Source organism: Kribbella sp. NPDC031520, assembly GCF_055580825.1.
The window spans coordinates 39,227-64,334 of record NZ_JBVIKS010000001.1 but is presented as its reverse complement, the minus strand read 5'-3'; the positions used below and the strand labels follow the sequence as shown (position 1 = coordinate 64,334).

At 68.8% G+C, this 25,108-nt stretch carries 16 protein-coding genes; 8 read left to right on the top strand and 8 right to left on the bottom strand.

Annotated features, from left to right (window positions below; genetic code table 11):
* Positions 1-13 precede the first annotated feature (13 nt).
* The 3 genes from ACZ5BU_RS00250 to ACZ5BU_RS00240 are packed head-to-tail and all read right to left on the bottom strand — an operon-like array spanning position 14 to position 3,685.
* On the bottom strand, positions 14-2,479 hold the full coding sequence (locus ACZ5BU_RS00250; RefSeq protein WP_465694346.1) for an ABC transporter permease: 2,466 nt from the start codon (positions 2,477-2,479) through the stop codon (positions 14-16).
* Positions 2,480-2,510: 31 nt separating this feature from the next.
* Positions 2,511-3,263, bottom strand: a complete 753-nt coding sequence (locus ACZ5BU_RS00245; protein ID WP_465694345.1) for an ABC transporter ATP-binding protein — start codon at positions 3,261-3,263, stop codon at positions 2,511-2,513.
* Entirely contained in the window at positions 3,260-3,685 is a 426-nt protein-coding gene (locus tag ACZ5BU_RS00240) for a DUF1707 domain-containing protein (RefSeq protein ID WP_465694344.1), read from the bottom strand. Before ACZ5BU_RS00240 ends, ACZ5BU_RS00245 begins: the two co-directional genes overlap by 4 nt.
* Positions 3,686-3,827: 142 nt before the next feature.
* Between ACZ5BU_RS00240 and ACZ5BU_RS00235 the strand changes: the two genes are divergently transcribed.
* Both ACZ5BU_RS00235 and ACZ5BU_RS00230 read left to right on the top strand, forming a co-directional pair.
* Complete coding sequence (locus ACZ5BU_RS00235) at positions 3,828-4,541, top strand: TetR/AcrR family transcriptional regulator (protein WP_465694343.1); 714 nt, start codon at positions 3,828-3,830, stop codon at positions 4,539-4,541.
* Positions 4,542-4,604: 63 nt separating this feature from the next.
* Positions 4,605-5,774 carry a serine hydrolase domain-containing protein gene (locus tag ACZ5BU_RS00230; protein ID WP_465694342.1) on the top strand — a complete coding sequence of 390 codons (1,170 nt, stop codon included), beginning with the start codon at positions 4,605-4,607 and terminating at the stop codon, positions 5,772-5,774.
* On the opposite strand, the gene ACZ5BU_RS00225 is transcribed toward ACZ5BU_RS00230, so the two are convergent.
* Together ACZ5BU_RS00225 and ACZ5BU_RS00220 are read right to left on the bottom strand one after the other, a co-directional pair.
* Positions 5,764-6,924, bottom strand: coding sequence for a glycoside hydrolase 5 family protein (locus tag ACZ5BU_RS00225; protein WP_465694340.1), 1,161 nt, complete (start codon positions 6,922-6,924; stop codon positions 5,764-5,766). The two genes, ACZ5BU_RS00230 and ACZ5BU_RS00225, sit on opposite strands and share 11 nt — an antisense overlap.
* Before the next feature lie 209 nt (positions 6,925-7,133).
* Positions 7,134-8,150 (bottom strand): LacI family DNA-binding transcriptional regulator, encoded by a 1,017-nt coding sequence (locus ACZ5BU_RS00220; RefSeq protein ID WP_465694339.1) that lies wholly within the window; start codon positions 8,148-8,150, stop codon positions 7,134-7,136.
* An 84-nt stretch (positions 8,151-8,234) separates the two neighbouring features.
* Here ACZ5BU_RS00220 and ACZ5BU_RS00215 point away from each other — a divergent pair, with 84 nt between their 5' ends.
* The 3 genes from ACZ5BU_RS00215 to ACZ5BU_RS00205 are packed head-to-tail and all read left to right on the top strand — an operon-like array spanning position 8,235 to position 11,307.
* Positions 8,235-9,527, top strand: a complete 1,293-nt coding sequence (locus ACZ5BU_RS00215; protein WP_465694337.1) for an ABC transporter substrate-binding protein — start codon at positions 8,235-8,237, stop codon at positions 9,525-9,527.
* Positions 9,527-10,405 (top strand): carbohydrate ABC transporter permease, encoded by an 879-nt coding sequence (locus ACZ5BU_RS00210; RefSeq protein ID WP_465694336.1) that lies wholly within the window; start codon positions 9,527-9,529, stop codon positions 10,403-10,405. The genes ACZ5BU_RS00215 and ACZ5BU_RS00210 overlap by 1 nt, the downstream gene beginning before the upstream one ends.
* Positions 10,402-11,307, top strand: a complete 906-nt coding sequence (locus ACZ5BU_RS00205; RefSeq protein ID WP_465694335.1) for a carbohydrate ABC transporter permease — start codon at positions 10,402-10,404, stop codon at positions 11,305-11,307. Before ACZ5BU_RS00210 ends, ACZ5BU_RS00205 begins: the two co-directional genes overlap by 4 nt.
* Here the strand turns inward: ACZ5BU_RS00205 and ACZ5BU_RS00200 are convergent.
* A complete protein-coding gene (locus tag ACZ5BU_RS00200; protein WP_465694333.1) occupies positions 11,297-12,139 on the bottom strand; it encodes a phosphotransferase in 843 nt (280 codons plus the stop codon). The genes ACZ5BU_RS00205 and ACZ5BU_RS00200 overlap by 11 nt on opposite strands.
* Before the next feature lie 61 nt (positions 12,140-12,200).
* The gene (locus ACZ5BU_RS00195) at positions 12,201-18,482 is read right to left on the bottom strand and encodes an RHS repeat domain-containing protein (protein ID WP_465694332.1); all 6,282 of its coding nucleotides are present in this window, start codon (positions 18,480-18,482) and stop codon (positions 12,201-12,203) included.
* A gap of 184 nt (positions 18,483-18,666) precedes the next feature.
* Here ACZ5BU_RS00195 and ACZ5BU_RS00190 point away from each other — a divergent pair, with 184 nt between their 5' ends.
* From ACZ5BU_RS00190 to ACZ5BU_RS00180, 3 genes are read left to right on the top strand one after another with little or no spacing between them, the layout of a single operon-like run.
* Positions 18,667-22,683, top strand: a complete 4,017-nt coding sequence (locus ACZ5BU_RS00190) for an RICIN domain-containing protein (protein WP_465694331.1) — start codon at positions 18,667-18,669, stop codon at positions 22,681-22,683.
* A gap of 45 nt (positions 22,684-22,728) precedes the next feature.
* A complete protein-coding gene (locus ACZ5BU_RS00185) occupies positions 22,729-23,409 on the top strand; it encodes a TetR/AcrR family transcriptional regulator (RefSeq protein WP_465694329.1) in 681 nt (226 codons plus the stop codon).
* On the top strand, positions 23,406-24,488 hold the full coding sequence (locus ACZ5BU_RS00180) for an FAD-dependent oxidoreductase (RefSeq protein ID WP_465694328.1): 1,083 nt from the start codon (positions 23,406-23,408) through the stop codon (positions 24,486-24,488). Before ACZ5BU_RS00185 ends, ACZ5BU_RS00180 begins: the two co-directional genes overlap by 4 nt.
* Here ACZ5BU_RS00180 and ACZ5BU_RS00175 read toward each other — a convergent pair.
* Positions 24,475-24,852, bottom strand: coding sequence for a DUF1844 domain-containing protein (locus ACZ5BU_RS00175; protein ID WP_465694327.1), 378 nt, complete (start codon positions 24,850-24,852; stop codon positions 24,475-24,477). The genes ACZ5BU_RS00180 and ACZ5BU_RS00175 overlap by 14 nt on opposite strands.
* Between the last annotated feature and the right edge of the window lie 256 nt (positions 24,853-25,108).

Below are 25,108 nucleotides of genomic sequence, written 5' to 3'. Positions count from 1 at the left end.
CCGGCCGGTGGCCTCAGCCGACCGGTGAGCTCAGCGCGTCCATCGGCTTGGCGCGCATCGCGATCCGGCCGGTGATCGCGGTCGTCGGCAGCACCAGGAGCAGTACGACGGCCACCCAGGCGAGCAGGATCCACGCCGGACCGGACGGGATCGGCCAGCCGCGGGTCGCCATCGCGATCGGGAACACCGTGAAGGCCGCCGTGACCAGTCCCGCGACCAGCCCGAGCGCCGCGATCAGCAGGCCCTCCAGGCCGAGCATCCGGGACACCTCGCGCCGCGTCGACCCGGTCAGCCGCTGCAGCCCGAACTCCCGCCGCCGGTCCAGTACCGCGACGGCGATCGTGTTGATCGAAGCGATCGCCGTGTACGCGACCGCGATCGCGGCGAGCAGATAGCCGATCCACGCGTCTACCCCGAGGCCGGTGTCCAGCCCGTCGGCGAGTACGCTCCGGCCGCCGATCGACGTACCGGGCCACTTCGACAGATCCGATTTGAGCGTGGCCTTCTTGTTGCTCGTCTTCAGGATCAGCTGGCCGGGCAGGCCGGTGGTGGTGTGGGCGGCGAGCAGCCGCGCGGGCAGCAGGAGCGATTCGTAGCCGGCAGGTCCTTCGGCCAGCGCGACCACCTTGAGCTTGACCAGCGCGCCGTCGCCGAGCCGTACGCCGAGCTCCGAGCCGACGCCGACCTTCAGCTTCTTCGCCGTCCCGGGCGGGATCGCGACCGTGTCGCCGGTCAGGTCGTCGAGCGAACCCTGTTTCACCTTGCCGCGGTAGACCGGGCCGCTCAGCCCGAGGAGCGGCCATGCGTCGCTGGTGTGCGACTTGTCGTACGGCTCCTCGATCCAGCCCTTGCTGCGGACCAGTTCCGAGACCACGGTGACGCCGGGCATCGTACGGGCCGCGTCGGTCAGTGAGGCGGGGATGCCGCCGGTGGTGGAGCTGATCACGACGTCGCCGGCCAGGTTCTTCGTGTAGGCGTCGATCGCTGCCTGCTGCTGCGTGGTCTGCGAGTAGATGTTGCCGACGGCAATCGCCGTGGCGATCGTGATCGGGACCAGGATCGCGCCGAACTGCACTGCGCGGACCCTGAGGTTGATCACGGCCAGGGTGCCGCTGGTGCCGCGCTTCTCCACCAGCCGGGTGATCCGGGGGAGCAGGGCGCGCCGGATCACCAGCGGGGCGAGTACGGCGACCGCGATCGAACCGGTCAGCCCGGCCGGGCCGCCGATCGCCGCAGCGTTGGCCGGACCCATGAACGGGGTGGAGAGGGCGATCGCCACCGTCGCGCCGGCGAAGACCAGGCCGATGACGATCCGGACCCGGCCGAGGGCGACGTTCGGTACGGCGGCCTCGGCGAGCGCCTGGATCGGGCGGATCCGGGCGGCGCGGGCGGCGGCGAAACCGACGGTGGTCCGGAGTACGGCGAAGGTCAGTACGGCGGCGCCGGCGAACGGGAGCGGGCCCTGGTCGAAGCGCAGTTGCGGCGGGACGATGCCGCCGTCGGCCAGCATCCCGAAGATCCAGGTGCCGGCGATCCGGCCGCAGAGCAGGCCGAGGACGAGGCCGAGTACGCCGACCACCATGGTCTCGGCGATCACCATCTTGCCGACCTGGCGCGGGGTGGCGCCGCTGGCGCGGAGCAGGGCGAGTTCGCGGCGGCGCTGCCGGACCGAGAGGCCGATCGTGGCGGAGACGACGAGCGCCATCACCACGGCCACCATGCCGCCGAACACGCCCGCCATGATGATCAGCGGGAGACTGGTCGCAATCCCGGAGAACTCCGCGACGCCACGCTCGTCCCCGGTGTACGCCTTCACACCGGCCGGGAGGTCGAGCCGCTTGGCAAGCTCACGCACCGAGGTCCCCTCCGCCGGGAACACCCCGATCGCATCCACCCCCGCCGGCACCTCGCTGTCCGCAAAGAACACCGCAGGCACCTCAACCTCCTGCCCGGCAACCGCAACCCCCGCCAGCACAAACCCCCGCGGTTCACCGCCCACAACGATGGTCACCCGCTCACCAGGCCTGGTCGCACCAGCCAACCGCTCGTCCAACACCACCTCCCCACTCCGCGGCGCCCGCCCGCTGATCAGCCGGTACGGCGTCAACTCAGCAGAACCCCAGCCGTGCCCGGCCAGCACTCCAGCCTGCGAAGAGGCGAGGACCGCTGGGAATGATCTGTCGGCGACCACCTTTTGCACGCCCGGGGTGTGGAGGAGTTTGGTGACGAGAGTTGCGTCTACGCGGTGGCGTTCGGGGAAGGGGGCTGAGCCGCTGCCGTCCGGTGGGTGGTAGGCGGGGTCGCCGGTGACGACGATCGGGGCGGCGGCGAGGCGTTGGGGTGGGGCGTTCAGGCGGAGGCCGGTTTCGAGCAGGCCGCCGGCGGCGCTCAGCAGGGCCCCGCCGAGCAGGACCGCGACGAAGATCGCGAGGAACGCGGCGGTCCGGTACCGCAGGGTGGTGACGGCGAGGCGGAACATGAGCTCTCCCTCTCAGATGATGGGACGGACGTCAGTTGGCGGTCGTACGAGCGCGGCGGGTGGTGCTGAGGTGGGCAAGTTCGGCGGCTACGGACTCCGGAGTGGGGCGCGTGGATTCGGAGACGATCTGGCCGTCGACCAGGAACACGACGCGGTCGGCGTACGAGGCGGCGACCGGGTCGTGGGTGACCATGACGATGGTCTGGCCGAGTTGGCGGGACTGGTCGCGGAGGAGGGTCAGGACCTCCAGAGCGGTGGTCGTGTCGAGCGCGCCGGTCGGCTCGTCCGCGAAGGTGATCGCCGTACGACCGGCCAGCGCCCGGGCGATCGCGACGCGCTGCTGCTGCCCGCCGGACAGTTCGCTGGGGCGGTGCCGGACGCGTTCGCCGAGGCCGACGCGCCCGATCACCTCGGTCACCCAGGCGTCGTCCGGCTGCTTCCCGGCCAGTGTCATCGGGAGTACGACGTTCTGCCGTACGGTCAACGCCGGCATCAGGTTGAACGACTGGAAGACGAAAGCGACCTGCTCCCGTCGCAGCTCCGTCAACGCCGTCTCGTCGAGCCCCTGCAACGACTGACCGGCCAACTGCACCTGGCCGGCGGTCGGCGTATCGAGCCCGGCCGCGCAGTGCAGCAACGTACTCTTACCCGACCCGGACGGGCCCATCACCGCCGTGAACGTTCCGGCAGCGAACCCGTACGTCACCCCGGCCAGCGCGTCGACCGCGCCAGGCCCGGTGCCGTACACCTTGCGTACGTCGGTGAGCTGTACGGGCGCGCTCACGACGCCACCAGCACGTCGCTCTTGCGGTGGTACGACTCGTTCGTCCACCACAGGATCGCGACGATCGCACCGAGACCGAGATCCGACCACAGCCACCACGGACCGTCGAAGTGACCGAAGACCGCGAGCGCCAGCCAGACCACGAACTGGACCACGCAGGCGACCAGCCAGACGCCGGTGAAGGCCTGCAGCGCCAGCGTCAGCCCGCGCGGCGGGGCGGCGTCCGCGACGCCGGACAAGATGTTCCGGAGCTCGCCTCGGGTGCCGGCCGTGAGGACCCGGTCCTGCCGGTCGGCCGCCTGCGACGGGGTGAGGGCGGCCTGCCGTACGGCACTGTCGAGCTTGGCGATCGCGGCGCGGCGGTCGGTGTCTGTGAGTTGGACCTGGTCGGGGGTGAGGAGGCCTTCGAGCACGTTGTTCATGGGAATGGGTCCTTTCGAGCGGGTTCCGATGTAAAAAAGCGTAAGGGTTGAACAGTTTCGGCCGCCCGGTGCTCAGGACCCGTTCCGGGGTGGTGCTACCACCCCTGTTCGGCGGCTTCCGGCGTACGACAGGATGGGAGGTATGACCGACGACCGGGACGACCTGCCGCCGGGGCTCGCCCTGTCCTGGGGCGTCCAGCCGGTCCAGCGGCGCGGCCCGAAGCCGGCGCTGACGATCGACCAGATCGTGGCCACCGGCATCGAGTTGGGCGACCGGTACGGCTTCGAGGCGATCTCGCTGCAGCGGATCGCCGGCCGGCTGGGTGTCACGACGAACGCGATGTACCGCTACGTCCGGTCCAAGGAAGAGCTGATCGTGCTCGTCCACGACAAGGCCGTCGGCCCGCCGCCGGAGCTGCCCGAGGGCTGGCGCGCGGCCGCGATCGCGTGGGTCGATGCCCAGGTCAAGCAGTACGCCGAACGCCCGTGGCTGCTGGACGTGCCGATCCGCGGCGCGCCCGTCACGCCGAACGTGCTGCGCTGGGTCGAGGTCATGCTCGCCGCGCTCGACCAGACCGGGCTGAGCCAGCACGACAACCTCGGCTGTCTGGTGCTGCTCGACGGCTGGGCGCGCAGCTACGCCGGACTCGCCCGGCAGCTCGGCACCAGCGACAGCACGCCCGTACAGGCCGAGCAGGTCGGCCGGTTCCTGGTACCGCGGCTGATGGCCGGCGACTACCCGACAGTGGCGTCGCTCTATCTCAACGCGGAGTACGAGGACGGCCTCGACGACGACCTCGAGTTCGGACTGGCCCGCATCCTCGACGGCATCGACGTACTGATCGGCAAGCGGTAACGCCGGGGAAACAGCCAAGTGGATTGGATCTCAGTGGTCATCGATCACGTGAGGAGCACTCCCTTGGCACAGCAGAGCAGCAGGCGTACTTTTCTCCGGCGGTCCGGTCTGGCCGTCGTACCGGCGGTCGTTGCCGGCGGCACCTGGGCCTATCCCAGCTCGGCGCAGCAGACCGACAGCGGGCCAGCTCGCGAGCTCGACGACTACCTCGACAAACTCGCGGCCGACGACTCGTTCTCCGGCACTGTGCTGGTGCTCAAGGACGGCCGCCCGGTCGTGTCCCGCTCGATGGGGTACGCCGACCGGAGCCGGCGGATCCGGAACCGCGCGGACACGATCTTCTGCCTGGCCTCGGTGACGAAGATGTCCACCGGGATCGCGATCGGCCAACTGGCGCAACGGGGTGCGTTGAACCTGGACGATCCGATCGAGAAGTACCTGAGCGGGTTCAGGTCCGGGATCGGCGACAAGGTCACGATCCACAACCTGCTCACGCACACGTCGGGCCTCGGCGACTACATGCGGCTCGACGGGTACTGGCAGGAGTCGGCGACCTGGACGACGCCGCAGCAGACGATGGACGGGATCCTGCGCTTCGTCCGGACCGAGTCGCTCGCGTTCGCACCGGGCACCGCCACCAAGTACAGCAACTCCGGCTTCCACGTCCTCGGCTGCATCGTGGCGAAGGTCGCGGGTGTCTCGTACTACGACTACATCCGCAGGCACATCTTCCGCCCGGCCGGTATGTCGTCGTCCGACTTCACCCTGCTGAACCAGTGGAAGACCGACCCGCGGTTCGCGCATCCGTACCCCACAGATCAGTCCGGCAAGCGGTACGACGCGCTCGCCACCGGCGCGTTCGGCCTGATCGGCACCCCGGCGGGCAACGCGTTCGCGAACGCGCCCGACCTGGTGCGCTTCGTCCGGGCGCTGACCGACGGCAGGCTGCTGAGTCCGACGTACCGGGACGTCTTCGTGACGCCGAAGTTCGCCGCCGGAACGTTGCCCGCCAAGCCCGGGCTGCCCGCGATCATCAACTTCTTCGGGTACGGCGTGGACAGCGTGATCCTCGACGGCGGGCTGATCAGCGGCCACACCGGCGGTGCACCGGGTGTCAGCACGAGCGCCGAGTGGTACCCGGAGCTCGGGTACACCGCCGTACATCTCGGCAACTACGACCCGACTCCCGGCGCGAACGTCAACCAGGAACTGCGCCAGGTCCTCACGAGCTGATCCGTACCGGACCGTTCGCGCGGGCGGCGACCCACTGCCGGTGGAATTCGCTGCCGGGGGCAACTTCCGCGCGCCGGTCCGGTTCGGTCCGCAGGTTGATCGGCGCGGTCAACGTGGTCACCGGCGCCTGCTGCGGTACGCCGTTCAGCCGGACGTCGGCGATCAGCTCGGACAGCGCCTGCGCGGCCGGCTTGCGCTGGTGGTCGACGGTGAACAGGCCGAGGTCGTACTCCCGGTCCGGGAAGTCGAGCAGTCGCCGGTCGATGTCGTGCGACGACCACCATGTCACGCCGTACAACGCCGGATTCGTCAGGACGTTCGAGACCGTACGGCGGGTGAACTCGGCCTGCAGGTCGACGGGAATGTCCGGCCCCGGTACGCCGACCTCCTGCAACCAGACGGGCCGCTCCGGCGCGAGCGACCGGGCGAGCTCGATCAGGTAGTCCGCGTGCGTGAGTGTGGCCGGCCCAAGAGGACCGTCCACTCGTGAGACCCCGTTGAAAACCCACGAGTGGACAGTGGTCAGATCACCCAGATCCACCGCGTCCGCTGGGTGGAACGGGTGGCCCGGCTTGTACCAGGCGTCGTCGAAGATCGAATGCAGCGCGAGCACGTCAGGCGCGGCCTTCTTCACCGTGGTCAGCAGATCCTGCGCCCACGCCGTCGACGCCTCCGCGGTCGTGGAGCTGTCCGGCCAGAGGTTGTTGACCTCGTTCCCGAGCGTGATCGCGAAGACGTTCGGCTTGGTCGCGACCGCGCGGGCCACGGTGTCGACGTACGCCTTGAGGCCGTCGCGGACCGTCGGGTCCTCGAACAGGCTGCTCTTGTGCCAGGTCAGCACCCACGACGGCAGGAAGTCGAAGCTGGACAGGTGCCCCTGGATCAGGTCGACCGCGACGGTCAGCCCGTGTTCCGCGGCGGCGTCGATGGTGTCCAGCAGGTCGGCGATCGCGCGCTCGCGGATGATCGCCCGGTTCGGCTGGATCCACGGCCAGACCGGGAACATCCGGACGTGGTCGAGACCCATCCCGGCCAGGTCCGCGAAGTCCCGGCGGACCGCGTCACCGTCGTAGTCGAGCCAGCTGTAGAACCACCCCGCCGAGGGAACGTAGTTCGCACCGAATCGCGGCGTGCTGGTCTGCGGAGCCATGGCGAGGATGCTAAATCGGTTTAGGCCACCGGAGCAACTGCACCGTCTCCGCACCGACCGCCCCGGCGGGCCGATCACCCCCCGATTTGCCTGGCTTGCCAGCCGAATCGGGGGTTGCTGACCGGTTGTCCGGGTCAGTAACCCGGCGTTTGGTGGGTATGCCAGGCAAATGCGTCAGGTGTGGCGGGCCGGTCGTCCGGGGCGAGGGGTCATGCAGGTGGAGAGGTCGACTCGCGGACCGTGAGCACCGGATCGGCGGTGCGGCGGTTGATCACCGTGGACGGGTCGGCGATCGTGTCGAGCAGCACCTCGGCGGCCTGGCGGCCGAAGTCGAAGGTGTCCCGGGACAGCGCGGTCAGCGCCGGGTGCATCAGCTGGGTGAGGATCGAGTCGTCGAAGGCCACGATCGACAGGTCGTGCGGGACCGCGACGCCCATCTCCATCGCGACGCCCAGGCCCGCCACCGCCATCACGTCACTGTCGTAGACGATCGCGGTCGGGCGCTGCGACTGGGAGAGCAGCTTGCGGGTGATAGCGGCCCCCTCCGCGTCGCTGAAGTCGGTCGTCAGCGAGGGGGAGTCGACCAGCCCGAGCCGCGGGGCCGCGTCCCGGACCGCGCGGATCCGGCGCTGGGTGTGCTGGAAGTTCGGCGTACCGGCGACGTGCGCGATCCGGCGGTGGCCGAGCGCGGCCAGGTACTCGACGATCGCCAGCATGGCGTCCCGGTCGTCGGCCCAGACCGAGGCGAGCGCGCCCTTGCCGCCGCGGCCGCCGATCACCACGGCGGGCAGCTCGAGCGCCTTCAGCTCGTCGACCCGCGGGTCCTTTACGGTCAGGTCGACCAGGATCACGCCGTCGACCCGGTGCTCGGACGCCCACCGCCGGTACACCTCGATCTCGGCCGCGGTGTCCTCGACGATCAGCAGCTGCAGTGAGATCGACTCCGCGGACAGCCCGGACTGGACGCCGGAGAGCAGGTGCGCGAAGAACGGCTCGACGCCGAGCGTACGGGCCGGCCGGGCGATCACCATGCCGACCGAGTCCACCCGGGACGCGCCGAGCGCCCGCGCCGCGCTGTGCGGCCGCCAGCTCATCTGCTCGGCGATCTTCAGGATCCGCTCCCGGGTCGCGTCGCTGACCCCGGGCCGCCCGTTCAGCGCGAACGACACCGCACCCTTGGACACCCCGGCCCTGGTCGCGATGTCCGCGATCGTAGGTCTCGCCATCGTGATACCTCCTGCCCTTGACAGCGGATTCTACGATGTGGATAGTTCGGGAGCTATACCGGTTTATCAAATCCAGGAGATCCCATGCGTAGACGCCGTCCGGCGCTGATGGCAAGTCTTGTCGCCGCCGCTCTCACCCTCGCCGGCTGCGGCCTCGGTTCGGAGGACTCCGGCAGCGGCGGTGCGAAGCCGACCGTGGACGCGAACGCCCAGGTGACCGGTGAGGTCAGCTTCCAGACCTGGGCGCTGAAGCCCAAGTTCACGTCGTACGTCGAAGGCGTGATCAAGGCGTTCGAGGCGAAGTACCCGGGCACCCACGTCACCTGGCTGGACCAGCCGGGCGACGGCTACGACAAGAAGGTGCTGAGCCAGGCGTCGGCCGGCCAGCTCCCGGACGTGACGAACCTGCAGCCGGACTTCGCGCTCAGCCTGGCCAAGCAGAACATGCTGCTCGACGTCGCCGCCGCGGACCCGAAGCTGAACGACGAGTACGTCGCGGGCGGCGTGCAGGCGTACCAGTACCAGGGGATGAGCGGCACATACGGCTACCCGTGGTACCTGAACACCGACATCGACTACTGGAACGCGACCAAGTTCGCCGCGGCCGGCCTGGACGTGAAGAACCCGCCGAAGACCTTCGACGAACTGCTCGCGGCCGCGAAGACGATGCACGACAAGACCGGCGGCAAGGAATACCTGATGAGCCGGCTGCCCGGCATCGGCGACTTCACCAACGCCGGGGTCAAGATCCTCTCCGACGACGGCAAGAAGTTCGTCTTCAACACCCCCGAGGCGGCCGCGCTGCTGGACAAGTACCGCGACGCCTACAAGGCCGGGTACATGCCGCGCGACATCCTCACCAACGAGTACCTCGGCAACTCCAAGCTCTTCACCCAGGGCAAGGTCGCCTGGACCACCGGTGGCGGCAACGCGATCCAGGACTTCGTCAAGGACAACCCGTCGCTGAAGGGCAAGGTCGTCCCGTCGCCGGCGCTCGACACCCCGCCGCTGTACGTCCAGGGTCTGTCGGTGTCGGCCAAGACCAAGAACCAGGCGGCGGCGATCGCGCTCGCGCGGTTCGTCACCAACGCCGAGAACCAGGCCGCGTTCGCGAAGATCGTGAACATCTTCCCGTCCACCAAGGCCTCCGCCCAGGACCCGTACTTCTCCAAGTCCGACGGTACGCCGGAGAGTGACGCCAAGGTGCTCGCATTCCAGTCGCTGGCCAAGGCGAAGAACCTGCAGCCGCCGGTGATCAGTGGCGCGACCAACGACTTCATCGGGCAGCAGATCTCGCTGGCGATCTCCGGCAAGATCTCGTCGCAGGCCGCCCTCGACGCCGCGGTGGCGAAGGCCGACCAGCTGCTCACGCAGTAATGCGGTCGAACCGGTGGTTCACCCCGTGGGTGCTGGTGATCCCGGCACTCACGTGGTTGCTGGTGTTCAACCTGTGGCCGTCGATCAACACCGTCATCCTGTCGTTCACGAACGCCAGGCCGATCGGCGGCGGCCACTTCGTCGGGCTGAAGAACTTCGAGACCCTGCTGCACGACGAGCAGTTGCGCTGGGCCCTGCTGAACAGCGTCATCTACATGGTGGTCTGTCTGCCGTTCCTCACGGTCCTTCCGCTGCTGCTCGCCGTACTGGTCGAGAAGAAGTTGCCTGGTATCACCTTCTTCCGTACGGCCTTCTACACGCCGGTGGTCGCGTCCGCGGTCGTGGTGGCGCTGATCTGGCAGTGGATCCTCGACGATCGCGGCCTGGTCAACGGGATCGCCGAGAAGCTCGGGTTCATCTCCGGGCCGCTGCCGTTCCTGTCCGACCAGTGGCTGTTGTTGCTCAGCGCAATCAGCCTGACGATCTGGAAGGGCCTCGGGTACTACATGATCATCTACCTGGCCGCCCTCGGGAACGTCGGGCGTGAGCTGCACGAGGCGGCCGCGGTCGACGGTGCCAGTCCGCTCCGCCGATTCATCCACGTGACGATCCCCGGCGTACGGGGGACGATGATCCTGATCTCGATCCTGATCTCGGTGTCGGCGCTGCGGGTCTTCTCGGAACTGTTCATCCTGAGCGGCGGCAAGGGCGGACCGGGCGGCCGGGACAACTCGGTGGTGATGCTGATCCAGCAGTACAGCCAGGGCTTCGAGGGCAACCTCGGGTACGCGTCCGCGTTGTCGATCGTGCTGTTCTTCGTCACCGTCGTACCGATGCTCGTCCTGGCCCGTCTCAACCGTCGAGGAGCCGAGGCATGACGACAGTCACCGATCGACCTGTTGATGCTCCGGCGGCCCCTGCGCCTGGTCGGCGGAGCCGTTCCTTCGGGTTCAACACGGTGTCGCCGCGGGAGAAGGTCGCCCGGTACGTCCTGCTGGTGTTCGTGCTGCTGATCACGATCGGGCCGTTCCTCTGGCAGCTGTCGACGTCGCTGAAGGGATCCGGCGAGGACATCTACACCCGGATCCCGCGGCTGCTCCCGGCGCAGCCGACGTTCAGCCACTACAAGGAGGTCACCGACACCATCCCGGTGCTCGACTACGCGCGGAACTCGCTCGTGGTCGCGGTACTGGTTGTCGGCGGCAACATCATCGGCGCGTCCCTGGCCGGGTTCGCGATCTCGCGTCTGCAATGGCGCGGGCGCAAGGTCGTGCTCGGGCTGTTCCTCGCGACACTGGTGCTGCCGGGTGAGGTCACGATCATCTCGCAGTACGTCACGGTCCGGGAGTTCGGGCTGGCGAACACGCTGCTCGGTGTCGCGCTGCCCGGCATGATCGGCGCGTTGAACGTACTGCTGATGTACAACGCGTTCCGCGCCCTGCCGCTGGAAGTCGATCAGGCCGCGATCGTGGACGGCGCCAACGCCTGGCAGCGGTTCCTGTACATCGGACTGCCGTCGGTGCGCGGGACGATCAGCGTGATCGCGATCTTCGCGTTCATCGGCGCCTGGGACGATTTCCTCTGGCCGCTGATCGTGCTCACCGACCCGAACAAGTACACGCTGACGGTCGGCCTGCAGTACCTGTCCGGAACGTTCAGCAACAACCCCCGGCTGATCGCGGCCGGCACGATGATCGCGTTCATCCCGATCGTGATCGTGTTCGCCACCCTGCAACGCTTCTTCTTCAAGGGCGTCGAGGAAGGCGCGGTCAAGGGATAGGTACGGCGAACTCCAGCCAGTGGGTGACGTCGGCTGCGGTGTGATGGCGGATCGACCAGTCGACCTGACGGAGCGCCATGTGGGCCCAGTAGAGGCGCAGTACGCCGGGCTCGAGGACGGTGCGGAGCAGCTCGTCGAACCAGGCGAGGTCCGCGCCGGGCAGCCGGACGTGGGCGCTGAACCGCAGCGTGACCAGGCCGAAGCGCCGGTCGCCGCGGCCGATCCCGTCCCAGTCGACGATGCCGGTGACGACGCCGGCATCGTCGACCAGCACGTTCCCGGGGTGGAAGTCGAGGTGCACCAGGTCGTCACCGGTCATCCCGCCCGGCGCACCGCGCCCGACCTCGTGGATCCAGCCGAGCAGGCGGCGGGTGCGGTCGTCGTACCGCTCCAGGGACTCGTGCAGGCAGAAGCCCGGGCCGCTCTCGAGCAGGTACATCGACGGCACCGGCAGGTCAGGCGCGATCCCGGCGAACCGGTCCGCCAGCGCGATCATTGCCTCCAGCAACGGCCGGTCGACCTTCTCCGGCGCCCGCCCCGGCAGCCGTTCCTGCACCACCGCGTCGCCGGCGAGCAACTGGTACCGCGGTACCGCCAGCCCCAGCTCCCGGGCCGCGTCCAGCGCAGCCGCCGTACGCCGCAACTCGTCGACCCCACCGGCCGCCCGCGTCAACACCCCGTCCCGCCCGTCCGGCCACCGTACGAACGCGGCCCCCACCTCACCGGCGGCCGCCTGCCCGACGAACTCCAGGCCGGCCCCGGTACAGCGATTCACCTCGGCCAGCAACTGACGCGCGTCGAGCTTCGGGACAGGCGGCGGCAGTTCGGTCATCCGTCGACCGTACCGAACCGGCGCGCCACGGGCGCCCCGATTTCTCGGGGCGCCCGTGTGCTCAGCAGCCCGCGCCCATCGCGTAGATGTGCTTGCACTCGTAGTTGGGCGTGTCCGGCGCCTGTGGGAGCGGCGCGTTGACCCGGCTCCACCACTGCTGGACCTCGATCACCCAGTTGAGGGCGTCGGGGTTGATCATGCGTGGCTTGACCATTGCCCGGCCGCAGGCGGCCCAGTCGACGCCGTGCGGGCCGTTGACGCAGTTCCACGTCGCGAACCCGGCGGCCGTGATCCCGCCGATCCCGAGGGCAACGGCGCAGCCGGGCCCGGTGGCTGCGCAGGCGGCTCCGATGGCGAGCGCGGTGGGAAGCCCGGCTTCCAGTCCGACCTTGGTCCAGTCCTCGTCACCGGGGTCGTTGTTGCCGAACGGGTTGTCCTGGTTGTCGGCGTCCGGCGGCGCGCCACCGCCGGAGGCGCCACCTCCGCCTCCCTTCGCGTGGTCGTCGGCGGCGAATGCGGCCGCCAGGGCGTTGATCGAGTTCGCGACGCGGTTGACGGACTCGGCCGCGTCCCGCAGGCCCCGCAACGCCCTGTCGATCTCCGCTGCCCGGTCGGGGACCCAGCGTTTGACGGTTTTCGCCACCTCTTCCAGGACTCTGACGAGTTCGTGGACGATGTGCACGATCTGGCGGATCCGGACGATCGTCTTGACCGCCTCGGAGCGGAACAGCGCGGCGAGTGCGTAGTTGTGGAAGAACTGCGACACGATGCTGGCGAACGCGAACAGGTAGGCCTTCACGACCAGCGTGACGATCTCGCGGCGGTACTCGATGATGCGTTTGGTGACGACCTTGATCCGGGTCTTCAGCTCCTTGACCACGTCGTACACGTAGCGCTGCCCGTCGGCGTCGCTGAAGGTGACCGGGCTGTTGTTCGCGTAGGCGTAGGCGTTGAGCTGTTGTGGATCGTTGAAGTCGACGACCGGGTCGGCCGAGATGAACTTCCCGAGTGCCGGGTCGTACTCACGGGCCCCGAGATGGGTCAGGCCGGTCGAGGTGTCCTCGGTACCGCCGACGAACCCGCGGTGGGTCGCCCAGCCGGCGGGCTGCGCGCCGCGGATCTCGCCGTACGGCGTGGTCCGGCGCCGCTGGACCGACAGCGTGTCGGCGTCGATGGTGAGGTTGGTGGTGCCGTGGTGGTCGGAGGCGAGCCAGGTCAGCTGGGTCGCGCCGGTCCGGACGGCGATCGGCGTGTCGCCGAGTGCGTAGTACCTGGTGCCGACCACCGAGTTGTCCGGCCTCAGCAGTACCTCGGTGTCGCCGATGAAGAGCGTGCTGCCGGTGCTGTCGCGCCGGATCAGGCGGTTGCCGTCGGCGTCGTACACGAAGCTCGTCTTCGCCGCGCCAGAGGTCACGGCGCTGAGGTGTCCTTCGGCGTCCCAGTCGTAGATGTCGCTGTTGTGGGTGGTCTGGTCACCGCGGGCGTCGTAGGAGAAGGTCGTGTCCTTGGTCGCGCCGTCCGGCCCGGTCTCGCTGACCTTCTGGACGGCGTGTGGCAGGGATTGTCCTGCCGCGGGATAGGTGTAGGTGCTTGTCGTCGTACCTGTCGGCATCGTCGTGCTCTGCGTCTTGCGGTTGCCGACAGCGTCGAACGTCCAGCTCTGCAGGTACGGCGCCGGCCCGCCCAGAGCGTCCTTGCTCGGTGCGGCCGCACAGTCGCCGCTCGACGGTGTCCAGGCCTGCGTGAGTCGGCGGTAGCCGTCGTAGCTGAAGCACTGGGTGTCGTTGAGCGCAGAGTTGGTGCCGTCGGCCGGGGTGTCCGTCACCTTGGTGACGTTGCCCGCGGGGTCGTAGCTGTAATGCACGTCGGACTCGCGCTGGTTCGGCGTCAGCACGCTGGCGCGGGACAGGCGGTGCGTGCCCTCCTCGTACTCGAAGGACTGCTGGATCCAGTTGTCGCCGCGGCCCATTGCCTGCGTCTCGACCTCGCGGTACGGCGTGTACACGGTGCCGCGGACGTACGTGTCGGCGCCGGTGAGCGTGGACGGCAGGCCCTGGTCGTCGTACCCGATCTTCAGGTTCTCCGCCGGCAGGCCGCCGGCCGCGGGCAGCGAGGTCGTGTCGACCTTCCCGTCCGGCGTGTAGGTCATGCCGACCGAGTACGTCCCTGCGAGCTTTCCCTCGGTGGACGGGATGACCAGGTCGCTGCCCGTCGGTCGGCCGCCGTTGTCGTAGCCGGTATAGCGCAGCGTGTACGCCGCGCCGTCGACGTACCGGGTGCTGCTGGTCAGCGAGCCGGGTTTGACGGTGTCCCACACCCACTCGGCCAGTTTGGTGGTGCCTTGGTACTCGGCGGTCTTACGGCCGGCGTCGTCGTAGGTGTAGCTGAGTGTGACGTTGCGGGCATCGGTGGTGGTGAGCAGTTCGTCCCTGTCGTCGTACGTGTACTTGGTCTCACCCTTGTCCGGCTCGACCGAACGGGTCAGCCGGCCACGGACGTCGTACTCCGAGGTCCACACGTTGCCTGCCGGGTCGGTGACCTTGGCGAGCTTTCCGGCCGCGTTGTAGCTGTACAGCGTGCGGTCGTACGCCCCGGTCGGGTCGCTGCCGTGGTACTTCCAGACCTCGGTGGTGCGGCCCTCGACGTCGGTGAACGTCGTGGTGGCCTGCTCGCCGTCCGGCGGATCGATCGTCTCGACGCCCGTCCCGTTGGTGTGGCTGGTGTGCCAGAGCTCCTTGCCCAGCGAGTAGAACGTCTCCAGCGACGGCCGGCCGAGGTCGTCGTACTGCGTGACCTTGCGGCTCGGCAGGTTGCTCGGGTCGGTCGGCTGGACGACGGTGGTGCCGGGTGGAGCGGAGTTGTAGTACGGGCCGTCTTCCTGGACCTCGAGCCCGCGCGCGTCGTACCGGTAGTCGGTGATGATGCGGCCGTCGCCATCGGCCGCCGGCTGTTGGGTCTGTCGCTTCCGCATCAGGCCGTCGAGCAGGTCGTAGCTGGTCGACACCGTGCCGTCGGTGGCCTGCGTCTCGGTGGTGACGACGTTCGGCTTGTCGGTGCCGGTCGTGTAGCTGACCTTGGTGCTCGGGATGCCGTTGCGGTCCGTGCCGGGCAGGAAGGTCGCGGTGACGCGGCCGAGCGCGTCGCGCCGGGTGTCGGTACGCCGGCCGGCCTGGTCGACGGCCGCGACTTCTTCGCCCCAGGCAGGGTCGAGCTCGGTGGACGTGGTGAGTCCAGTAGGCAGCGTCGTGGTGGTCTTGGTGACCGGTCCGGTGGCCGGGCTGTAGCTCACCTGTGTGGTCTTGTCGAGTGCGTCCGTGGTGGACCGTACTCGTCCTTGCGCGTCGTACGTGCTGATGCCGACCGTTTGGTACTGCGGCGTGCCGTCGGTGTTCCAGCCCTTCAACCGCTCGGTCTTGGTCTTGTTCCCGGCTGTCGGCGTACCGCTGTCGTAGGTCATCCGGTCGTCGCTGACGACGTTGTTCGCGGTCGCGGGCGTGTCACAGGTTCCGGTCGCGACCTGCCTGCGGGTCGGCAGGTCGACGATTCCCTTGGCGGCGTTCGACGCGTACTCGTACCGCGTGCAGGTGTCGTCGGCGCCGTTCGCGGAGTCCTTCTGGTCGTACGTCGTCTGCACTGCGCCGTCGGCGGCATACGCGTTGCTGGACACACTGCTGCGCCAGCCGGCGCCGCTCGCTTCCTGATCGCGTACTGCGGCCTGCTGCACGATGAACGACTCCGTCGTGGTGGCAGGCGTCGTACCGGACGTCTCGTTGGTCCGGCTGGAGGTCGCGTTCGACACCCACGGGTCGGTGATGGAACGGGAGACGATCTTGCTGCCGTCGTACGTCGTCTGCTCCCGCTGGGTACCGGACAACGGGGCCCGGTCGTCCAGCGTGGTGCCTGCGGAGTCGGTGACCTTGACGTCCTTGGTCGTGCCGTCGGCCTTCAGGTCGCCGTCCATTCCGCGGAAGTACGTGTTCTCGGTGACCTGCGCGTTGGCGCCGGAGCCCTTGGTGACGCGCACCTTCTGGTAGCCGCGCCACTGCGACCAGGTCTTGCTGTCGACCTCGACGAGACCTTCCTCGTCATCGTGGTGCCAGGCCGGTGCCGAGAGATAGTCGACGGTCGTCGTCACCGGGTCGAGGCCGGTGGTGAGGTCGGACTCGGTGACGGTGCTGACGACGTACTTGTTGAACCAGTCCTGCCGTTCGGCCTGGCCCGGTGGCGTCCACTTGATCTGGTGGCACCGCATCCCGTTGCTGTCCGGCGTGGGCACGTTGTCCGGCAGGCTGCAGTCCGGACGGAGGTAGTCGACGGTCAGTTGCCCGCCGGTGCCGTAGGTGACGGTCTGCATCCGGGGCCAGTTCATCGCGGGCAGTCCGTCCGCCCCGACCACCCGGTTCGCCAGCATCATCGACGAGAACGTGACCTCCGGGGTGGCCAGCGAGCCGCCGACCAGCCCGGTGTTCGTGATCCCGTCGAGCCACAGCATCGGTGACCGGGTGTCCTTCGGGTCGAGGAAGCTCTGCCGGAAACTCCAGGAACTCACCGGCTGGTACGAGGTTCCGCGCCACACCGACGTGGTGATGCCGGTCAGCCGTTGCTTGGTCCAGAACGTCGGATAGAAGTGGTTGTCGCAGTTCGTCGTACTCGTGCATTCCTGGTCGAGCGGTGTGTCCGGGTAGTCCGACGGTGCACACGCACTGCCCGTGAAGCACCGGTCGGCGGTCGTGAAGTCGACGACGCCGACGGCCTTGTCGAGGAACACCCGCCCGTCGGCCTGTCCGTACTCGATCCGCTTGATGTTCCCGGCCCGGGTGTACGTCGACACCGTGGTCGCGGTGGCGTTCCGGGCGTAGTTGTTGTTCTCCTTCGAGTAGAACAGGCTCATCGTGTTGCCGTGGGTGTCGACCACGTAGTCGAGGTTCCAGCGGTACGCCTGGTCGCAGTACGAGTTCGCGAACGCGGTCTGGTTGCACGGCTCGCCGGCGTTGTTGCCGAAGACCGGCACGGTCCACGTGGAGTTGGTGTCCTGGCTTGCCGAGGTGTTGCCGGGGATCTTGTTCAGCCCGAAGTAGAACTTCGTACCGGACTTGTCGGTGATGACCCAGTACTCTCCCTTGGCGCCGGGCACCTGCCCGGTCGGACCGCCGTCGCCGTTGACCGCGCCGTACAGCCGCTCGACCTTGGTCCCGTCGTCGTTGCGCGGGTGCCACGTGCCGGTGGCGTCGTCCTTCACCAGCTCCCCACCTGCGCCGTTCAGCGTGAAGGTGGCGTTGTCGGTGGCCCAGCACACGTCGCCGACCGGTTTCGTGCCGTTGTTGCCCTTCTGCTCGGTCTTCGAACCACAGGACGCGTACCGGCGCTCGATGCTGCCGCCGGGCGTCAGTTCGAAGCCGGCACCCGCCCATGACGCCTGGCTGTTGGCCGAGCTCGTCCGTCCGTCGACGCTTCCGGACGAGTAGCCCAGCGTCAGGTCAGGGCTCGGTCCGCCCAGGCTCGGCGGCGCCTTCATCGGGTAGTTCCAGCTGAAGTCACCGGACTGACCGCCGGCCTGCCAGGTCGCGGTCTCGTTGAGCGAGGTGCTGGTACTGCTGCCGGCGTCGCTCGCTGCCGCCGCCTGTACGGCGAAGACACCGGACGCGGGGACGTCCGCCGTCAGCGTGCCGACGCCGTCGTTCTGCGTCGTCAGCGGTGTACCGGTCCCGCACCCGGCCTGGTTCGGGGTCGTGGCGACACAGCCCGGGAGCCGGACGAGTCCCAGACGCCGGTTCCAGTCGCCGCCGAACGCGGTCCGGAAGGCCGAGTAGTCGACCCGCAGCGCGACCTGTCCCGACTGTTTCGCGTTGTCGGTCCGGGTCAGCTTGATACGCAGCTGATTGCCGGTTCGCCCGAGGAGCTCGACACGGACGGAGCCGGGCGAGTCCGCCGGTGGTCTACCGGCGGCCATCGCGCGATTCGCCGCTGTGCTCGGCCCGATCGCGATCGGCAGGGAGCCTGCCTGGGTGAGGGTTTGCTTCGTTGTGCCTGCTTGCTGTGCCGAGATCGCAGCCGCCGGTGGCACCGCCACCTCGGCAGTGCCGGGTGCCGGCCAGTGCGGTGCGGGAGCTGAGGTGACGGTACGGTCGGCGTCCGCGTCGGGGAGCCCGGCTCGCGCCCTGACCGCAGTGACGTCGACCGACTTCTCCTTGCGCTGGGTGAGGGCCGGAGCCTTGGGCTTCGACGGCTTGTCCGGTGTGGTCGCCGCAGTGGCGCCGGGAGCCTGGAGGGTGAGGACGAGACTGACGCCGAGTGCGGCGGACAGGACGATGCGCCGCCGGCGCGTTCGGTGCGGAGTGGGCATGGGTACTCCTGGTGTGCCTGGGCGGAAGGGCACCGTCAGTGCAGCCCCGGATGCCGGTCGAGGCAATCCATTCCAGCCAGCTGGAAACCGGGCGAGGCCATTCGACAGCGATGGAAACGCTGTCCGGCAACGGTTTCCGGTGTCATCGTGACGGCACATCCGTCCGTGCTGGGGGAGGCCGCTCGTGAAGGTACGGCGCTGGACAGTCATGTCACTCGCGTTCGGGGTCGCGCTCGGATTCCTGGCCGCACCGACCCGGCCCACCACGGCAGCCGCCGAACACCCACCGGCACGGGATGTACCGGCCGGAGCAGCAGCCGGTGTCGCTGCCCCGGCCACGGCCGAGGTGGCAGCGGCGGCCGCGACCGCACGGCAGACCGGGCATCGCGTCGAGCTCGCGTCGGCAGGGACCGCGTCCGCCCAGGTCTACGTCAACCCCGATGGCCGCCGCACCCTGGTTCAGCACGCCGGACCGATCCGCGTCCGCCGCGGATCCGGCTGGACACCGGTCGACACCGGCCTGCGATTCACCGCAGACGGAACGGTTCGGCCCGGAGCGACCTCGACGCCGCTCGTCCTGTCCGGCGGCGGTACCGGCAATCTGGTTGCCCTCGGCAACACAACGCGCCAGCTCCGGCTCGGTTGGCCGGGCCGGCTTCCCGAACCGCGCCTCACGGGCAGTACCGCGACCTACCCCGACGTACTGCCCGGCGTCGATCTGCAGGTCCGCGCCGAGGCCGCCGGATTCGCCGAGCTGCTGGTGGTGAAGTCCGCCGCCGCGGCGAAGAACCCGGCCCTGCGCCGCCTGAGCCTCCCGCTCAGCGCCACCGGCCTGACGATCAGCACCCGCCCCGACGGCACGACGGTCGCCACGGACGTCAACGGCCGGGTCGTGTACGCCTCCGGGCAGGCGGTCATGTCCGATGCCAACGGCAACGAACGGAAGGTCGGCGCACAGGCCGTCCCCGGACACGTCGTCCTCACTCCTGACCTGTCCCTGCTCAGCGCCCCGGGTACCAGGTTCCCGGTCACCGTCGACCCGTCCTGGTCGGACGTCGCCGGCGACATGTGGACCCACATCAACAATCGCGACGACGGGACCCGGAACACGTCGTACTGGAACTACGACCGCGACGAGGGTGCGAAGACCGGCTGGGCGTACGACAACTCCGGCAACATCTACCGCTCGCTGTACCGCCTCGACCTGGGAGACATCGGCGGCGCCGAGATCCTCAGCGCGCGGTTCACCATCACCCTGCACTACACCCCGAGCTCTACCTCGACGTACGTCGACCTGTATCGCGTCTCGCCGATCGACCGCTCCCAGAGCGTGACGTGGAACAACACGACCTGGTACCAGTACCTCGGCGGTGCGCAGGGAGCGGCGTACGGCACCCCCGACGTCTCACTCGGGTACCAGACGGACGCCCTGAAGAGCCTGATCCAGCAGCTCGCGGACCAGCACGCGCCGACGGTCAGCCTCGGTCTGCGGGCACCCGACGAGGACTCGGCGCACCGGCTCGAGTGGAAGAAGTTCCTGGGCGAGACCGCCGCGATCGAGGTCGTCTACAACAACCTGCCGCTGGCGCCGACCAAGGTGAACTTCAGCCGGCCCAAGACCTGCGGTACGGCGACCGCGCCGACCGTGATCAGCAGCACGCACCCGTCGTTCGCCGCGGTCGCCTCCGACCCGGACGGAGACACGCTCCGCACCCGGCTGACGATCCAGCGCGCAGCGGACGACGCCGTGCAGTACACCGCCGACTCCGCGCTCACCAGTTCAGGGGCCGCGTTCGGCTGGCCGGAGCTACCGGACGGGCAGTTGGCGGCCGGTACGACGTACTACTACACCGCCCGCAGCGACGACCAGGTCCACGCGCCCGCTACGGACTTCGGGCCGGCGAGCCCACGCTGCTACTTCACGGTGGACGCGGTACCGCCGAACCAGCCGACGATCACGTCGACCGACTTCCCGAACGGGTCGGCCGTGACGCCGCTCCGGACGACCGGCTTCGTCACGCTGCATCCCGGCGCGGGCGACACCGATGTCGTCGAGTACCAGTACGGATCGCAGCGCGACAAGACCGTTCAGCTGGTAGAGGCTGCAGCGGACGGAACGGCGACCGTCCCGGTGACGGTCTGGCCGGATTCGTTGACCGGCCTGCCGACGCGGAAGCTCTACGTCCGCGCCGTCGACAAGGCGGGCAATGTCAGCGCCGCGACCCAGGGCTGGGACCTCGTCGCGAAGTCGGCCGGCTCTCCCGCCGTCCGGCATGTCCCCGGAGACGTCAACGGTGACGGGCGCGCCGACGTCAGCTTCACCCTCGATCAGGGATTCGGACGCACGACGGTGTGGACGGCACTGGCCACGCCGTCCGGCCTGGCCACCGGCACGATCGGTTGGGACAGCGGTGGCAACGGCGGCTTCCAGCTCTCCAAGACACGCTCGGTGACCGGCGACTTCGACGGAGACGGCCGTACCGATGCCGCGATGTTCCGCGACGAACCGGGCGGCATCGTCGGACTCTACGTACTGCCGTCGGACGGCAACCGTTTCCTGTCGCCGTCCGCGCCGGTCTGGCGCAGTACACCGAACGCCTGGACCGTCGGCACTGCACGGATGCTCGCCGCCGAAGTGACCGGAGACACCAAGACCGATCTCGTCGTCCAGGTGAACTCCGGCAACGGCGGCTGGCAGGTACTGGTGTTCCCGGGCGGCAACCTCTCCGCGCCTCAGCAATGGCTGCAAACCGCCGCGGGGTCGGGCGACTGGTCCCTGAGCCGTCCGGTTCTGGCCGATGTCAACGGCGACGGCAAGGCTGACCTGGTCAGCCTGGACAACCGTGGCGGCTGCCGCACCACCGCGAACGTCTTCATGTCGACCGGATCGGCCTTCACCGCCGCTACTCAATGGTTCGACAGCGGCGCAGGTGGCTTCTGCTGGGACAAGGCCAACGCCGTGGCCGGTGACGTCGACGGCGACGGCAACCAGGACGTCGTGGCCGTGTACGACGACGGCGACCAGCAGACGTCCCTGAAAGTGCTGCGTTCCACCGGCAGCGCGCTTTCGCTTTCCCAATGGTGGCAGGACAAGTCGGGGTTCGACCCGCTGAAGACAGCCTTGACCGTCGGGGACTACAACACCGACGGCAAAGCCGACGCGGCGTTCGTCTACTCGCTCGACGGAGGCGGTCGAGAGGTCTATCTGCTGTCGTCCACCGGCACCGCCTTCACCGCACCGGTATCAGGCTGGCGCGAACCGCGCGTCGGCGCCGGCACCGGCCCGAAGTACGACGTCGAAACCCGGACGTACGAACTCGTGTCCCGGCTGAGCGGACGCTGCCTGGAGGTCGAAGGCGCAAGCCAGACAGTGCCTGCGGACATCCAGCAATGGGACTGCTTCGGCGGCCTCCACCAACGCTTCCGGCTGGTCCCGGTGGCCGGGACTGAGCAGTACGAGATCCAGGCAGTACACGTGAACATCGAGCCCAAGCCGGCCGACGGCGTACCGCGCTGCTTCGACGTCAACAACCAGAGCCCCGCCGACGGCGAACAAGTCCTGCTCTGGCACTGCCTCGACCAGGCCAACCAGCAGGTCACCCTCGAATACGTCGAAGGCAGCAGTTACAGCACCGTCTTCCGGCTGCGGTTCGCCCACAGCAGCAAGTGCGGCGCGATCGCGGACAGCGCCACCGGCAACGGCGTCAAGCTCGTCCAGGAACCCTGCAAGACCGGCGCCGAGCAACAGTTCGTCCTGCGGGCCGCACTCAACAGCCCGCAACTCGACGGCCGCTACAAGATCACGTCGCTGCAGGGCGGTATGTCCCTCGACATCACCAACTGTGACCCCGCACAGGGTGTCCGCACCTGGGACTACATCGCCGACAGCCCCTGCCAGAAGTGGCAACTGAAACCGCTCGGCGACGACATCTACCAGATCATCGATCCCAGCACGAGCACCGCACTGCAGACCTCCGGCTGCTCTCGCGCGGTGCACTCGACCGTGATCGCGTTCCCCGTCGACGAATCGGACTGCCAACGGTGGCGGATCGAACCGGCCGGGGACGGTTGGAGCATCCACCAGGCCGACTCCGGCCTTTCCCTCGACGTCAACGGCTGCAACCCGGCCCACGGCCAACTCGTCGACACCTGGCCGTACTGGAACGGCCCGTGCCAACGGTGGCGGATCGACAAGCTCTGAGGTTGCGAACTTGTTCGTAACGAACATGTTCGTTACCTTGGAGGGGTGAGCGAGGAACCCAGGAGCAGGAGAGAGCGGCCCGCCAAGGCGGCGTTGTCGCGGCGGGCGATCGTCGCGGCCGCGGTCGAGGTGATGCGGGCCGAGGGGATGGACCGCGTGACGATGCGGCGGCTGGCGAAGGAGCTCGACACCGGGCCCGCGTCGCTGTACGTGTACTTCCGCAACACTGCCCAGCTGCACGCCGCCGTACTCGACGATCTGCTCGGCGCGGTGGACCTGGCGCCGGTCGACGCGGACGGCGATTGGCGAGAGCGGCTCGAGGCGGTGCTGGCGTCGTACACGCTGGTGCTGTTCGAGTACCCGAGCCTCGCGCAGTCTGCCGTGACGGCACGGCCGACGGGGGCGAACTACCTCCGTCTGGTGGAGTCGATCCTCGCGCTGCTCGACGAGGGCGGCGTGCCGCCGGGGCAGGCCTCGTGGGGGCTCGACCTCCTGCTGCAGCTGGCCACCTCGACCGCCGCCGAGCACGCGGGCGGCGACGACCCGGAAGCGTGGGACGCACTGGCCGCCGTACTGCGGGCGGTCAAGCCGGAGACGTATCCGCGGATCGCGGCCCTGGGGGAGGACCTGCTCAGCGGAGCGGGGCCGGACCGGAGCTCCTGGGGAATCCGTGCGCTGATCAACGGGGTGCTGGCCACTCCACGACCTGAAGGAGAGACAGCATGATCGCGATCATCGGAGCCGGCCTCGGCGGTTTGACCCTGGCCCGCATCCTGCACGTCAACGGCATCGACGCCGTTGTCCACGAAGCCGAAGCCTCACCGACCGCCCGCACCCAGGGCGGCATGCTCGACATCCACGAGGAGTCGGGCCAGGCAGCCCTCGAGGCAGCCGGTCTGTACGACGCCTTCCTGGGCCTGGTGATGCCGGGCGGCGAGGCCATGAAGGTCTACGACCGGCACGCCGTACTGCGGCTCGCCCACCAACATGAGGGCAGCGGCCGGCCGGAGGTGCACCGTCGCGACCTGCGCGAACTGCTGCTCGGCAGCCTGCCAGACGGCATGATCCGCTGGGGCTCGAAGGTTGTCGAGGTGTCCGACGGTCGCGAGGTGCAGCTCGCCGACGGCACCAGCTTCACCGCCGACGTGCTCATCGGCGCGGACGGCGCGTGGTCGAAGGTCAGGCCGCTCGTGTCGGACGCGACCCCGGCGTACTCCGGTCTGTCCTTCGCCGAGCTCGATCTGCTCGATCCCGACGTACGGCACCCGGAGAGCGCCGAACTGATGGGTGGCGGCTCGCTCTTCGCCCTGGGTGACGGCCGCGGCTTCCTCGGCCACCGCGAGCCGGACCGTCTATATGTTTACGTCGCTGTGCGGACCGATGCCCCGTGGTCCGGGATCGCGAGGGATGACCTCGTGGCCGAGTTCGAGGGCTGGGACGACCGCTTCCTCCGTCTGATCCGCGACTCCGACATCGAGCCGTTCCCGCGCGCGATCCACGCGCTGCCGATCGGCCATCAGTGGAAGCGGGTCCCCGGCGTCACGCTCCTCGGCGACGCCGCCCACCTGATGTCCCCGTTCGCCGGCGAGGGCGCGAACCTGGCCATGCAGGACGCCGCCGAGCTCGCAGCCGCGCTCATCGCGAACCGCGACGACACCGAGGCTGCCCTCGGCACGTACGAATCAGCTCTCTTCCCCCGCGCCGAGGAGGCTGCGAGGGAATCCGCTCAGAACATGGATGTCTGCTTCGCCCCGGACGCTCCGGACGGCCTCGTCGCGTTCTTCACCAGCTTCAGCGCTGAGTAGCGGCCGGGTAGACGGCGCCGGTGTACTTCTCGCCGGGGCCCTGGCCGGGCTCGTCCTGGATGCTGCTGGCCTCGCGGAAGGCGAGTTGCAGGGAGCGGAGACCGTCCTTCAGCGGCGCGGCGTGGTGGTGGCCGAGTGACGGGCCGGCGGCGTCGAGCAGGCCGGCCAGCGAGTCGATCAGCGAGCGCGCCTCGTCGAGGTCCTTGTGTTCGGGCAGGTCGGCGGCCAGTCCGAGGTTGACCGCGGCCGCGCTCATCAGGTGGAGTGCAGCCGTGGAGATGATCTCCACGGCGGGAACCTCGGCGATGTCCCGGGAGGCGGTCGCCAGGGGGTCGGGCTGTGAAGTGGCATCTGCGTCGCTCATGCTGCTACTGTTACACGGCGACCGACCTGGTCCGATGGTGACCCCTGAGTGGAATACTTCGGGTGACCCACCGGTTCAAGTCAAAGCGGAGGGCCACCTCCCACCCAGTCGATGAACAGTCGGCGGGTCCCGGTCAACGTACGGCGTACCTCCCTTTCAAGGGTTGGCATGTCGTACCGCTGGGAATTGGGCCTTCGTGTGATCGCACGAGGGCCTTCGTGTTTTTCAGGAGGCGCTCCGATCACGAGGTGGCACC